11 protein-coding genes are annotated in these 13,845 nt (G+C 73.1%); 6 read left to right on the top strand and 5 right to left on the bottom strand.

The annotated features are described in order from the left end of the window. The first annotated feature begins 306 nt into the window (after positions 1-306). Positions 307-1,236, top strand: a complete 930-nt coding sequence (locus ACN9MM_RS22240) for a DUF3027 domain-containing protein (RefSeq protein WP_426365290.1) — start codon at positions 307-309, stop codon at positions 1,234-1,236. Positions 1,237-1,297: 61 nt separating this feature from the next. Here the strand turns inward: ACN9MM_RS22240 and ACN9MM_RS22245 are convergent, their stop codons facing one another. Then, a complete protein-coding gene (locus ACN9MM_RS22245) occupies positions 1,298-1,951 on the bottom strand; it encodes a DUF1326 domain-containing protein (RefSeq protein ID WP_426365292.1) in 654 nt (217 codons plus the stop codon). A gap of 267 nt (positions 1,952-2,218) precedes the next feature. Here ACN9MM_RS22245 and ACN9MM_RS22250 point away from each other — a divergent pair, with 267 nt between their 5' ends. Together ACN9MM_RS22250 and ACN9MM_RS22255 are read left to right on the top strand one after the other, a co-directional pair. Next, positions 2,219-3,046: a DUF2182 domain-containing protein gene (locus ACN9MM_RS22250; RefSeq protein WP_426365293.1), complete on the top strand. Its 828-nt coding sequence runs from the start codon at positions 2,219-2,221 to the stop codon at positions 3,044-3,046. Positions 3,047-3,163: 117 nt separating this feature from the next. Then, complete coding sequence (locus tag ACN9MM_RS22255) at positions 3,164-6,310, top strand: sacsin N-terminal ATP-binding-like domain-containing protein (RefSeq protein ID WP_426365294.1); 3,147 nt, start codon at positions 3,164-3,166, stop codon at positions 6,308-6,310. Positions 6,311-6,313: 3 nt separating this feature from the next. On the opposite strand, the gene ACN9MM_RS22260 is transcribed toward ACN9MM_RS22255, so the two are convergent. Then, positions 6,314-7,897, bottom strand: a complete 1,584-nt coding sequence (locus ACN9MM_RS22260) for a helix-turn-helix domain-containing protein (RefSeq protein WP_426365295.1) — start codon at positions 7,895-7,897, stop codon at positions 6,314-6,316. A gap of 258 nt (positions 7,898-8,155) precedes the next feature. On the opposite strand from ACN9MM_RS22260, the gene ACN9MM_RS22265 reads away from it, so the two are divergent. Beyond that, positions 8,156-8,662 (top strand): hypothetical protein, encoded by a 507-nt coding sequence (locus tag ACN9MM_RS22265; protein WP_426365297.1) that lies wholly within the window; start codon positions 8,156-8,158, stop codon positions 8,660-8,662. Between the two features lie 65 nt (positions 8,663-8,727). Then, positions 8,728-9,087 carry a hypothetical protein gene (locus ACN9MM_RS22270; protein WP_426365298.1) on the top strand — a complete coding sequence of 120 codons (360 nt, stop codon included), beginning with the start codon at positions 8,728-8,730 and terminating at the stop codon, positions 9,085-9,087. A 70-nt stretch (positions 9,088-9,157) separates the two neighbouring features. Here the strand turns inward: ACN9MM_RS22270 and ACN9MM_RS22275 are convergent, their stop codons facing one another. Further along, on the bottom strand, positions 9,158-11,542 hold the full coding sequence (locus tag ACN9MM_RS22275) for an HAD-IC family P-type ATPase (protein WP_426368799.1): 2,385 nt from the start codon (positions 11,540-11,542) through the stop codon (positions 9,158-9,160). Between the two features lie 112 nt (positions 11,543-11,654). After that, positions 11,655-11,957, bottom strand: a complete 303-nt coding sequence (locus tag ACN9MM_RS22280; protein WP_426365300.1) for a DUF2530 domain-containing protein — start codon at positions 11,955-11,957, stop codon at positions 11,655-11,657. 153 nt (positions 11,958-12,110) lie between these two features. On the opposite strand from ACN9MM_RS22280, the gene ACN9MM_RS22285 reads away from it, so the two are divergent. After that, positions 12,111-13,556 (top strand): NCS2 family permease, encoded by a 1,446-nt coding sequence (locus ACN9MM_RS22285; RefSeq protein WP_426365301.1) that lies wholly within the window; start codon positions 12,111-12,113, stop codon positions 13,554-13,556. On the opposite strand, the gene ACN9MM_RS22290 is transcribed toward ACN9MM_RS22285, so the two are convergent. Beyond that, positions 13,526-13,765: a hypothetical protein gene (locus tag ACN9MM_RS22290; protein ID WP_329851297.1), complete on the bottom strand. Its 240-nt coding sequence runs from the start codon at positions 13,763-13,765 to the stop codon at positions 13,526-13,528. The two genes, ACN9MM_RS22285 and ACN9MM_RS22290, sit on opposite strands and share 31 nt — an antisense overlap. Positions 13,766-13,845: the final 80 nt, after the last annotated feature.

A 13,845-nucleotide genomic window follows, 5' to 3' on the forward strand; every position in this document is an offset into this window, starting at 1 on the left:
GAGGGTCCGGCTCCGGCCGGTTCGGGGGTGCGGGACGTCCGCGATCCGGGCCACTTGGGACGGGCAGGTGGGCGGAGGCCCGCGAACGGGGTAGCGTGCGTAGCGCGTCACCGGCGGAATCTCTCGGCCGCGCGCCTCTTCGGCATCCCGCAGAATGGATGGCGTTAGGTGTGCCCGAGACGCGCGAGACAAGTCGGGTGCGGACGTCGATGCGGCCCTCTGGTCCGCTCCGCCCGCGGCCCGTGCCTTCGCTCCCGCCCCTCGGCCGGCGCACCCGTGAGACGGCGTAGGAGAGAAGCGAGACCTGTGAGTGCTGCGACGACGCGAAGCGGTACCCCGCGTACCCCGCGAGCCACGCGTACCCCCGACCGCCTGTGCGCGGAGGCCGTAGACCTCGCGCGGGAGGCCGCCGAGGAGGCGGCCGCGCCAGGGATCGTCGGCGCGCACGTCGAGGTCGTCGCGGAGGGCGACCGGGTCGTCACCCACTACTTCGAGTCCAAGGAGCCCGGCTACCGGGGCTGGCGCTGGGCGGTGACCGTCACCCGCGCCTCCCGCGCCAAGAACATCACGCTTGACGAAACCGTCCTGCTGCCCGGCACCGACGCGCTCCTCGCCCCCGAGTGGGTGCCGTGGAGCGAGCGGCTGCGGCCCGGCGACATGGGTCCCGGCGACCTCCTGCCCACCGAGCAGGACGACCTGCGCCTGGAGCCCGGCTACTCGGGCGAGGACGCGCCGCCGCCGAACTCCGCCGTCTCGGAGGAGATGGAGGAGCACCTCGACGAGGAGGACGCCGAGCTCACCTCGCGCACCCCGTCGCGCGGCGCGATCGCCGCGGTCGCGGAGGAGCTCGGCCTGCGCCGGGCGAGGGTCCTCTCCCGCTACGGCCTGCACGTGGCGACGGACCGCTGGGACGAGGCGTTCGGCGCGAAGACGCCGATGGCCCTCGCGGCGCCCGCGTCCTGCGAGTCCTGCGCGTTCCTGGTGCCGCTGGCCGGGTCCCTGAAGCAGGCCTTCGGCATCTGCGCGAACGAGTTCTCCCCGGCGGACGGCCGGGTCGTGTCCCTCGCGTACGGGTGCGGGGGCCACTCGGAGGCCGCGGTCATGCCGAAGCCCCCGCGGCCGGCGCCGCCGGTCCTGGACTCGATGGCGACGGACGAGTTCCCCCTCCGCCCGGCGAAGGACTCGGGCTCGACGACGGAGCCGGACGCGGCGTCGGAGGACCTGGGCCACTCGTGAGGCCCGGCTGTGAGGCCCGGCGCCGGTGTGGTGGGCGGTGTGACCCGCCCACCGGGCCCGGCTAGTCGGGCCCGGTCCAGTCGAAGGTGATGTGCTTGCTGGACCGGCCTTCGCGGCTCCAGAGGAAGCCGTGGGCATCGGCGCGGTCCGCCGTCGAGACGCCCCAGGTCGCGACCTGGCCCGGCCCGGTCTCCGCACCCGGCAGGTTGGTCGACTGGACGCGCGCACCCTCCGGGGTCGTGGGTCCGGTGAGCGCGACGGCGGCCGCCTCGACGCGGCCCGGGACCACGGCCCGCCAGCTCGCGAGGTCGTCGTCGACCTCGATCTCGATGGGGGCGAACTCCATGCCGCGCATCTCGCCGCCCATCATGCTCACCATCTCGGCGGGCCAACTGCCCGCCTGCCCACCGAAGATCATCTGAAGGGCCCCGCGCTGGGCTTCGTCGGCGCGCTCGTCGACGAAGACCGCGGCGTACGTGTCCGTGTGCTCGGCCCAGATGTTGCCGACGAACGAGGCCAGCATCAGCACGTTCAGGCCGTCCAGCCGGACGTCACCGTAGAGGCCCTCGCGGATGTGCCAGGCCAGGATGCCGTCGCAGTCGCCGTGGGTGGGCAGCTGGGCGAACGAGCAGGGGCAGGGCACGTTGCACTTGCAGGTGTCGAACCAGTCGCCCGCCGCGTGCCACCGGGGAACGGCCGCCGTCGTCTCGGACATCTCCCTGCCTCCTCGTGACCGTGCCGGGACGTCGGTCTCGGGAGGACGGCAGGGCCCCCGGGAACCATCGCCGGCCCACGCCCGGGTCGTACGGGGTATCCACCCCGATTGTCCCACCACGGGGGTCAGCCGGGGGAGGTGTCTTCCGCCTACACGCGTTCCCGCGCCTCCACGCGTTCCCGCGCTTTTCCCGCGTTCCCGCGCTTTTCCCGCGCGCACACGCTTTTCCCGCGCGCACGCGCGGGACCGCCGTGATGTGCTGGAGGTGTGCGCCTCGACCGGAAGGCCCTGTCACCCCCTCTGCGTCCGGCGAATCTGCTGTCGGCCCGGCAGCTCGCGTTCGCCTGGTCCGTGATGGCGGCGATCGCCGTCCTCGCCTGGGTGCTGGTGGTCGACCAGGCCCGTGACATGGGGGTCGAGCCGGGAACCATGGGGATGGACGTCCCGCTGTTCCTGCTGCTCTGGCTGGTCATGATGATCGCCATGATGTTCCCGTCGGTGGCCCCGGTGGCCCTCACCTGGGCGCGGGCCATCGGACGCCGGTCGCCCACGGGAGCCGTGCGGGTGGCGCGTACCGCCCAGTTCGCCGGCGGGTACCTGCTGGTCTGGACGGCCTTCGGCCTGATCGCCTACGGGCTCCTCGCCGGGACCGGGGCCCTGGTGGACGAGCACCCTGGCGCCGGGCGCTGGATCGGCGCCGGGGCCTTCCTGATCGCCGGGCTGTACCAGTTCGGCGCGTGGAAGGACCTCTGCCTGCGGCACTGCCGGAGCCCGATGGGCCAGCTCGCGCGCTACGCGGGCTTCCGGCCACGGGCCCGCGACCTGCGGGTCGGGGCGCACCACGGGGCGTACTGCGTGGGCTGCTGCTGGGGGCTGATGGTCGTCCTCGTCCCGCTGGGCGTCATGAACGTCGTGGCGATGGCCGCGGTGGCCGTGGTGATCTTCGTGGAGAAGCTCTGGCGGCTCGGTCCCGTCTTCTCGCAGGTCGTCGGGGTCGCCTTCCTCGTCCTCGCGGTACTGAGCCTCTTCCAGCCCTGGCTGCTGCCGGGGCTGATCCCGTCGCCGTCGCCCATGACGGAGATGCTCCACCCGTAGGGGGCGCAACGCCCCCGCGCGCCCCCGTCCCCTGACGTGCCCCGTCGTTCCGCACCCCGCCCCGCGCGGTACCTTCGGGCCCCGGGCATCCACGTCCGGGAACGACCGCCCCGCAGAGTGGAGTCAGACGTGAGCGTCAGCGTCCGGACGACGACCGACGGAACCGACCCCTTCGGCACCGCACGGCTGCGGCGGGGTGTGCTCGACGCCTGGGGTGCGAGTCCCGCCCGGTTCCGTGAGGACGCGAACGCCGAGGAGGACCTGGCCCTCGGCGGCTACCGCGACCGCCTCGTCGTGGAGCTGGCCCAGAACGCCGCCGACGCCGCCCACCGCGCCGGCGTCACCGGCCGTCTCCGTCTGACCCTGCACCCGGCGGACCACGAGGGCCCCGCGGTCCTCGCCGCCGCGAACACCGGCGCCCCGCTGGACGCCGCGGGCGCCGAGTCGCTGTCCACGCTCCGCGCGTCCGCCAAGCGCGAGCAGACCCACGGCGCCGTCGGCCGCTTCGGCGTCGGTTTCGCCGCGGTCCTCGCCGTCACCGACGAGCCCGCCGTCCTGGGCCGGCACGGCGGCGTCCGCTGGTCCCTTGCGGAGGCGCGCGAGCTGGCCGCCGAGGCAGCCCGGTACAGCCCGGGCCTCGGCGACGAACTGCGCCGCCGCGACGGGCACGTACCGTTGCTCCGTCTCCCGCTGCCCGCCGAGGGCACGGCCCCCGACGGGTACGACACCGTCGTCGTCCTCCCGCTGCGGGACACCGCCGCCGAGGACCTGGCGGAGCGGCTGCTCACGTCCGTCGACGACGCCCTGCTCCTCACCCTTCCGGGTCTCGCGGAGATCGTCGTGGAGACGGCCGAGGGCGGCGTGCGGACCCTGCGCCGGACCGAGGACGACGGCTACGTCCGCATCGACGACACGGCCACCGGCGGGCACCGCTGGCGGACCGTCACCCACGGCGGCGCGCTCGACGCCGGACTGCTGAAGGACCGTCCGGTCGAGGAGCGGCTCCGCCCGCACTGGTCGGTGACCTGGGCCGTGCCGGTCGACGCCGAAGGGGCCCCGAAGTACCCCCGTACGACCCCCGTCGTGCACGCCCCGACACCCACCGACGAGCCGCTCGGCATCCCCGCCCTGCTCATCGCCTCCCTCCCCCTCGACACGGCCCGGCGGCACCCGGCGCCGGGGCCGCTCACCGACTTCCTGGTGCAGCGGGCGGCCGACGCGTACGCCGAGCTCCTCGCCGACTGGAATCCGGTGACGACGGCGACGCTCGACCTCGTGCCGGGGCCGCTCGGCAAGGGCCCGCTCGACGGGGCGCTGCGCGAGGCGATCCTGGACCGGCTGCCGAGGGTGGCGTTCCTGGCGCCGGCCGCGCCGTCCGAGGAGCTGCCCGCGCTCCGCCCGATCGAGGCGGAGGTCGCGGAGGGCGCGGGCGCGGAGACCGTCGAGGTCCTCGCCGAGGTCTTCCCGACGCTCCTTCCCGCCGGTCTCGAGCGCCGTCCCGAGCTCCGTACCCTCGGCGTCGGCCGGGTCCCCCTGACGGAGGCGGTCGACCGCCTGGCCGGTGTGGACAGGGCCCCGACGTGGTGGTGGCGGCTGTACGACTCCCTGGCCGGCGTCGACCCGGACCGTCTGACGGGCCTGCCGGTGCCGCTCGCGGACCCCGCCGACGGCACCCGGATCCGTACGACGATCGGCCCCCGTCAGGTCCTCCTCCCGCAGGACCGGACGCCCGCCGAGCTGACCCGGCTCGGCCTGAAGGTGGCGCACCCGGAGGCGGCCCATCCGCTCCTGGAGAAGCTGGGCGCCCTCCCGGCCACGCCGCGCGCGGTCCTGACGACCCCGCAGGTGCGGGCGGCGGTCGCGGCGTCGCTGGACGCGGGGGAGATCTGGGACGAGGACGCGGACGCGCTGGACGCGGACGAGCTCGTCGAGACGGTCCTCGCGCTGGTCCGTGACGCGGAGCTCGACCCGGGCGAGGAGCCGTGGCTCGGCGGGCTCGCCCTCCCCGACGAGGACGGCGAGCTGTCCCCGGCGGGCGAACTGGTCCTCCCGGGCTCGGCCTTCGCGGCCGTGATGCGGGACGACGAACTGGCCTTCGTCGACGCGGAGCTGGCCGCCCGCTGGGGCGAGCGGCCGCTGGCCGCGTGCGGCGTCCTGGCGAACTTCGCCCTGGTCCGGGCGACCGACCTGGTCCTCGACCCGGACGAGGTCGAGCCCCGCGAGGGCGACTACCCGGAGCCGGACGACGCGGGGCTGCTCGACGCGGTCGACGTGTGGTGCGAGGACGTCCTGGACCGCCTCCCGCAGACGCCCGTGCCTCCGGTGGCGACGGAGATCGTGGCCGTACGGGACCTGGACCTGGTCGACGACGACGCCTGGCCGCAGGCCCTCGCGCTCCTCGCGCAGCCGCCGCTCAGGGACGCCCTGACCCAGCCCGTACGGATCCTCCTCCCGGACGGCACGACGGAGACCGTCCGTTCCTACACGGCCTGGTGGCTGCGCGACCACCCGGTCCTGGACGGCCGCCGCCCGGCGGGCCTCCGCGCGGAGGGGTCGGACCCGCTCCTCTCCGGCCTGTACGACTCCGCCGACGCGACCGGCTTCGAGGACGAGCAGGTCCTCCGGGCCCTGGGCGTCCGGACCTCGGTCGCGGCCCTCCTCGACGAGCCGGGCGGCGCGGCGGAGCTCCTGACCCGCCTGGCGGACCCGTCGCGGGAGGTGACGGCGGTCCAGCTCCACGCCCTGTACACGGCGCTCGCGGACCTGGACCCGGAGCAGGTGACGCTCCCCGACGAACTGCGCGCGGTCGTGGACGGCACCCTGGTCGTGGTCGACGCGTCGGAGGCCCTGGTGGCGGACGCCCCCGACCTCCTGCCGCTGGCGGGCGACCTGCCCCTCCTGCCGGTCTCCCCGTCCCGCGCGGCCGACCTGGCGGACCTCCTCCAGGTCCGCCGTCTGAGCGAGGCCGTCGAGGCCGAGGTGACGACGGTCGGCGAGGAGCACGAGGTCCCGCCCGCGGTCCACGCCCTCCTGGGCCCCGCGACCCCCTCCTCGTACATCGAGCACGAGGAACTCCACGCCGGCGGCACCGAACTCGACTGGCGCCGCACCCCGGACGGCGCCGTCCACGCCGCCACCCTGGAAGGCGTGGCGGCCGGCCTGGCCTGGGCGTCCGGCCAGTGGCCCCGCCGCTTCGAGGTGGCGGCCCTCCTGGAGGACCCGTCCCGCACGACGGAACTGGCCCGGGACCGCTGGTTCGACTGAGCGCTACGCCTCCGGCGCGGCCGGCGCCAGGCTGATCGCCCGGTGGGCGAGCCAGAGGTCGTGACGGGCCGTCGGCGCGCGGAGCAGGGAGCGCTGCAGGAGCGCTTCGGCGCGGGTCAGCCGTTTGCGGACGGCGGTGGCCGACAGTGCCAGGGCGGCCGCGGTGGCGTCGAGGCGGGCGTCGTGGCGCAGCCACACGGTGAGGGTCCGCGCGAGCTGTGACGCCGGGTCGGCCGTGGTGAGCGGCTGGAGCTGGTTCCGGGCCCACCTGGTGGCGGCGGGCCGGGCCAGGAGGTCGTCGAGACGGCGCGGCGCGACCGTGCCGTGCCGCGCCGAGGGATCGTGCCATGCGGCCGAGTCCCCTGCCCGGCCGCCGGCGTGGGGCGCCTCGGCGGCCCGCAGGGCGAGGGCGAGGGCCGACTGGTCGGCGAGCCGGTCGAGGTCGAGTTCGAGCCTGCGGGCGATGTCCCTGAGCCGTGCGGCCAGGGTGTTGCGGTGGATCCCCAGGTGCTCCGCGGCCCCGGAGGAGTAGGAGAGCCAGGACGCCGCGGTGGCCAGCAGTTCGGTGCCGCCCGGGTCCTGGGGGCGTCGGGCCGTGTGGGCGCGCAGCGGAGCCAGGAAGTACTCGGCCCAGTCGGTGACGTCGGGGCCGATCGCCAGGGCCAGGTCCGGGTGGGCGGCGAAGGCGGCCCGGCGGTCGGTGCGGTGGTGGGCGGCGACCAGGGCGTAGAAGGCCTGGGTGTATCCCGTGGCGGCCTCGGCCAGGGGTACGGCGTCGCTCACGCCCACCCAGGACTCGCCCAGGGCCGCCCCGGCGCCGTCCGGGAAGAGCGGCCCGCCGGAGGCCGGCGCCAGGACGACGAGCAGTCCTTCGTACTTCGCGCAGGGCACGACCCAGGCGTGGGGAGCGAGGGCCCGCAGGCGGCCGATGACCGCGTCGCGCAGGCCGGGGGCGCATTCGACGGCCCAGATGTTGATCGTCTCGGCCAGCGGGGGCCGCAATGTTCCCGAGACCTCGTGCGCGGCCGATGTCTGGCCGTTCACCAGCAGCCCGATCACCGCTTCGCGGGTGAGGCCCTCCGCGGTCTCCAGCCGGTGGCGGAGCCGCTCGGCGTGCTCGGCCTGCCAGCACAGGCTCAGCGTGGACGCGGCGTCCGCGAGCAGCGACGCGAGGCCGGCCGGGCCCGGGCGCGGCGTGACGGCCGCGAGCACGGGGGCCGGTCCGGACGGGAGGGCCAGGGGGTACAGGAGGACGGTGCGGCCGTGCGCGTCGACGGCCATGGACCCGGCCCGTCGCCGGAGGAGCTCGCCCACCCCGCTCCGTACGGCCTCCAGGGCGGCGCCGTCGGTGCCGCCGCCGCCCGGGTGCCGGCCCGAGGACAGGACCGCTCCGGAGGCGTCGACCAGCAGCACGTCCGTACCGCTGCGGGCGGCCAGCCAGTCGAGCACGGCGCGGGAGCCGCCTCTGCGGGCGGCGCGCTGCAGGGCCAGCACGTCGTCGGCCCGGCGCGTCCGTCCCGGTGCGGTGCCCGCCGTGTGCGCCGTCGGCCCGGCGGCGACGCCGAGGGCGCAGGTCCCGTCGTTCACGCTGGTTCCCCTCCACAAGGAGGCCGGGTCCGGCCCGTGTCCCCCGTGACTCTTGCGCGTACCGGGGCAGCGTACCGAGCGGCCCTTCCGGAGATCGCCGGGGTTTTCCGGGCCGTCGTCCCGGGCCCCGCGCGGCCCGCTGTGCGCCGGGGCACCGGAACCGGGCCCTCACTGTGCGGCGGGGCACCGGCCGCCGCGGCGGCCCCTCCTAGGTTCGACACGGCAACTCCCCTTTCCGAGCAAGGAGATGAGACGTCCATGCAGAAGACTGCACTGGCCCGGGCCCTCGCGGTCGCCGTGGCCGCGCCGGCTCTGGCGCTGACGATGTCGACGTCGGCGTCGGCGGCGACCCAGAGCGACACCGTCCACTGGCAGAACGCGGCGACCGGCAGATGCCTCAACTGGGGCAACGACGTCTTCGGCAACTACCGGCTGGACCCGCCGGGAGGCTGCGACACGTCCTACCACGGCTGGTCGCAGTGGAAGGAGGTGTCGGTGGACGGCAAGTACTGGACGTTCCGACCCGACGACATGGTGAACGGCCACCAGGCCAACCTGTGCCTCACGTCCTACAACACCCTCGTCTACCTGGAGACCTGCCAGGACGGCAACTGGTGGCAGCAGTGGGAGGAGATCTGGACGCCGAACGGCTGGAAGCTCCAGCACCGGGGCGCCGACTGGGTGGCCGGCTTCTTTCTCGACAGCGACGGCTCGCGCACGTACACGGAGCCTGGCAACGGAGGCCTGAACCAGGTGTGGCACTGACCGCACCGTCCCGCGCGTCCGGCACGGACGCGTCACGCCGTACGTCCGTCCCAGGAGGACAATCCATGAGCATCAAGACCACGATCGCCAAGGTCGGCGCCGTAGCCGCCGCCGGCGCGGCCCTCGCCGCCGTCGGCTCCGGTTCCGCGTTCGCCGGGGGCAACGGCCAGCAGCTGCGCTTCTACGACACGGCGCAACGGACCTACTCGATCCAGGTCGCCGGATGGAACCAGGCCGGCGAGTACACCACCCACTGCTTCGGCACCCCTGTCCGGGACAACTACCTGGGCGGCTGGTGGTGGAAGGGCGACCTGCACTGGGTCGGCTACCGCAACGGGAACTGCACCGGCGAGGTCACCGTGCCCGAACGGGAGGACTACGTCGAGCCGAACCAGGCCGACGACTGGTGGTTCCTCCACAGCTAGGACCGCGCCGCTCCCGGGGTCCGGTGGCCGTCCGCCGCGCGCCCTCGCGCAGCGGACGGCCACCGGCCGTCTACGCCGGGAACCGCCGGTCCACCCACCGCCAGGCGAACTCCAGGACCGCCGCGCCCGCCGCCGCGACGGCGACCGCCGTCCAGGGCATCGTCACGCCCACCAGCTTCAGGGCGAAGAAGTCCTGGAGCCAGGGGACGGCGAGGACCAGGAGGAAGGCGGCACCCATGGCGGCGACGAGGGTCAGGCGCCACCAGGTGTAGGGGCGGGCGATGATCGCGAGGACCCACAGGGAGACCAGGAAGAGCGTGAGGGTGGCCGCGCTGGTCTCGGCGGCCAGGGCGTCCTCGCCCGTGTAGTGGTGGCGGGCCAGGAGGTACGTGGTGAAGGTGGCCGCGCCCGCGACGACGCCGCCCGGGATGGCGTACCGCATGACCCGCCGTACGAAGTTCGGCTTCGCGCGTTCCTTGTTGGGGGCCAGTGCGAGGAAGAAGGCCGGGATGCCGATCGTGAGGGTGGACAGCAGCGTCAGGTGGCGGGGGAGGAACGGGTACTCGACCTGGGAGCAGACCACCAGGACCGCCAGGAGGACCGAGTAGACCGTCTTCGTGAGGAAGAGGGTGGCCACGCGCGTGATGTTGCCGATCACCCGCCGGCCCTCGGCGACCACCGACGGGAGGGTGGCGAAGCTGTTGTTCAGGAGGACGATCTGGGCGACGGCCCTCGTCGCCTCCGAGCCGGAGCCCATCGAGACGCCGATGTCCGCGTCCTTCAGGGCCAGGACGTCGTTGACGCCGTCGCCGGTCATGGCGACGGTGTGGCCGCGGGACTGGAGCGCCGCCACCATGTCCCGCTTCTGCTGCGGGGTGACCCGGCCGAAGACCGCGTTCTCGTCGAGGACCTTCGCCATCTCCTCCTGGTCGGCGGGGAGCCGGCGGGCGTCGACCGTGTTCTGCGCGCCCGCCATGTTCAGCTTTCCGGCCACCGCTCCCACCGAGACCGCGTTGTCGCCCGAGATGACCTTGGTGGCGACGTTCTGGTCGGCGAAGTACGCGAGGGTGCCGGCGGCGTCGGGGCGCAGGCGCTGTTCGAGGACGACGAGTGCGGTGGGGTGCGCGTCGGCGGTGAGGTCGGGGGAGTCGAGCTCGTGGGCCGTGCGGGCGAGGAGGAGGACCCGCAGGCCCTCCTCGTTGAGGTGGTCGATCTCGGGGAGGACGGGGTCGCCGGCCTTCAGGAGGACGTCCGGGGCGCCCAGGAGCCAGGTCGAGTTCTCGCCGTCGCCCTCGCTGAACGACGCCCCGCTGTACTTGCGCGCCGAGGAGAACGGCAGGCTCTCCGTGCAGCGCCACTCCACCGTCTCCGGGTAGGCCTCGATGATCGCCTGGAGAGAGGCGTTCGGGCGCGGGTCGGACTCGCCCAGGGCGCCGAGGACCTTCCGTACGTAGGTCTCGTCCGCGCCGTTCAGCGTGCGCAGGCCCGTGACGTCCATGCCTCCTTCCGTGAGCGTGCCCGTCTTGTCCAGGCAGACCACGTCGACCCGGGCCAGGCCCTCGATCGCGGGGAGCTCCTGGACGAGGCACTGCTTGCGGCCGAGGCGGATCACACCGATCGCGAAGGCGACGGAGGTGAGGAGGACGAGGCCCTCGGGGATCATCGGGACGATTCCGCCGACCGTGCGGGCGATCGCCTCCTTGAAGTCGTTGTTCTTCACGACGAGCTGGCTGATGACGAGCCCGAGCGCGGTCGGGATCATCATCCACGTCACGTACTTGAGGATCGTGGAGATGCCCGTGCGCAGCTCGGAGTGGACCAGGGTGAAGCGGGACGCCTCTTCGGCGAGCTGGGCGGCGTAGGCCTCGCGGCCGACCTTGGTGGCGGTGAAGGCGCCGCCGCCGGCGACCACGAACGAGCCGGACATCATGCGGTCGCCCGGTTTCTTCACCACCGGGTCGGCCTCGCCGGTGAGGAGTGACTCGTCGATCTCCAGGCTGTCGGCCTCCGCGACCTCGCCGTCCACGACGACCTTGTCGCCCGGGCCCAGCTCGATGAGGTCGCCGAGGACGATGTCGGCGGTGGAGATCTCGGCGGCCGTGCCGTCGCGCCGCACGGTGGGTTTCGCCTCGCCGATGACCGCGAGCCCGTCGAGGGTCTTCTTGGCGCGGAGTTCCTGGACGATGCCGATGCCGGTGTTCGCGACGATCACGAAGCCGAAGAGGCTGTCCTGGATCGGCGCGACGAAGAGCATGATCACCCACAGCACGCCGATGATCGCGTTGAAGCGGGTGAAGACGTTCGCGCGGACGATCTCCGTGGTCGAGCGGGAGCTCCGTACGGGGACGTCGTTGACCTCGCCGCGCGCAACGCGTTCGGCGACCTCGGCGGAGGTCAGTCCGGCGGGGCGGTGCACGACGGGAGGTCCGGTCGTCCCCGTCCGGCCGCCGTCCATGTCGATCTTCGCCCGCTGAGTCATGTTTCCGACGGTACGACCGGATTCGGTCGTTCACCTGCCGAGAAGGGCGAAGATCAGACCGGGGGAGGAGGGGAATCGTCCCCTGGTGCTACGTGCCCGGACGCGCCTCGGGGGCCTGTGGGCCCTGTGCGGCCTCCGCGGCCTGTGCCGCCGCGTGCCGCTTGATCGCCGCGTCCCGCTTCCGTACGTACCAGATGCCGATCAGGCCGAGCCCCGCCCCGGCCAGGCAGGTCCACACCCACCAGGTGAGGTCCCGGTCGTCGAACCAGCCGTAGAAGGGGACCTGGACGAGGAAGAGGACGAACCAGAGGATCGTTCCGCCGGTGATGGTGGCGACGACCGGCCCTTCGAGGGGCTCGGGTGCCTCGTGCTTCGCTGTCCACTTCGCCATGGGGCCCAGTCTAGGTGGCGTGTTTTCGGGTCTACGCGCGGAGATGGACTCCCGCTCGTTCATGTGTTCATACTGAAACGGTTTGCCTCTGGCGGGTTCCACTCGTATGAACCGCCAAAAAGGACTTCTCAGAACCTCCGAAGAGGAACCCCCATGAGCACGACGGCCACCGCCACGGCCACGCCCCCCGAGACCCCCGGAAACCGGGTCTCCGGCATCGACCGCTTCTTCAGGATCTCCGAGCGCGGCTCGACCGTCGCCCGCGAGGTCCGCGGCGGCTTCGCCACCTTCTTCGCGATGGCCTACATCATCGTGCTGAACCCGATCATCCTCGGCAGCGCCAAGGACATGTACGGGCACCAGCTCGACGGCGGCCAGCTCGTCACCGCGACCGTCCTCACGGCGGCGTTCTCGACGCTCCTCATGGGCGTCATCGGCAACGTCCCGATCGCCCTCGCCGCCGGCCTCGGCGTCAACACGGTCGTCGCGCTCCAGCTCGCGCCGAAGATGTCCTGGCCTGACGCGATGGGCATGGTCGTCCTCGCCGGCCTGGTCGTCATGCTGCTCGTCGCCACCGGACTGCGCGAGCGCGTCATGAACGCCGTCCCGGTCGGCCTGCGCAAGGGCATCGCGATCGGCATCGGCCTCTTCATCATGCTGATCGGCCTCGTCGACTCGGGCTTCGTCTCCCGCATCCCCGACGCCGCGCACACCACCGTCCCGCTCCAGCTCGGCGGCGACGGTCACCTCACCGGCTGGCCGGTCCTCGTCTTCATCCTGGGCACGCTCCTCACCCTCGCCCTGATCATCCGCAAGGTGCCGGGCGCGATCCTGATCTCGATCGTCGTCATGACGATCGTCGCCATGGTGATCAACGCGGTCGCGACCGTCCCGTCCTGGGGCCTCACGACCCCGGAGTGGCCCGGCAACCCCGTCGCCTCGCCCGACTTCGGTCTCGTCGGCAAGGTCAGCCTCTTCGGCGGCTTCGACAAGGTCGGCATGCTGACCGGCGTCCTCTTCGTCTTCACCGTGCTGCTGTCCTGCTTCTTCGACGCGATGGGCACGATCCTCGGCGTCGGCGACGAGGCCAAGCTGATGGACAAGGACGGCAACTTCCCCGGCATCAACCGGGTCCTCCTCGTCGACGGCCTCGCCGTCGCCTCCGGCGGTGCGACCTCCTCGTCCGCCACCACCTGTTTCGTGGAGTCCACGGCCGGAGTCGGCGAGGGCGCCCGCACCGGTCTCGCCTCGGTCGTGACCGGCGGTCTGTTCTCGGTGGCGCTGTTCCTCACGCCGCTCGCGACCATGGTGCCGTCGCAGGCGGCGACCCCCGCGCTGCTCGCGGTGGGCTTCCTGATCCTGGCCGGGTCGGTCAAGGAGATCGACTGGAGCGACTACACCATCGCGGTGCCGGCGTTCCTGGCCATGGTGATGATGCCGTTCACGTACTCGATCACGAACGGCATCGGCATCGGCTTCATCGCCTTCACCGTGCTGCGCGCCGCGGCCGGCCGGGGCCGTGAGGTCCCGGTGGCCATGTACGTCGTGTCGGCGGTCTTCGTCTTCTACTACGCGATGCCGGCGCTCGGCCTCACGTGATCGCCGGGTTCGGCCGCGGGGGAACCGCAGGCCGGACCGTAGAACTTCTCCGTCTCGTCGACCGCGGTCTTGAACCGCTCGTCGAAATCCTCGCGAATGAGCGTCCGGGCCACGTAGTCCTGGACGCTCATTCCCCTTTTCGCGGCGTGACTCCTGAGCCGGTCGAGCAGCTCACCGTCGATGCGCAGGCTGAGCACTGTCGATCCCATGCCGTTCAGGGTCGGGGCAGCCGGGGCCCCTTTGCGTCACTTTCCGGATCCGCCTCACTCGTTTGGGTGATACATGGATG

Origin of the sequence: Streptomyces sp. E-08, assembly GCF_049913095.1 — a bacterium.
In the GTDB taxonomy this organism is placed as follows: Bacteria; Actinomycetota; Actinomycetes; order Streptomycetales; family Streptomycetaceae; genus Streptomyces.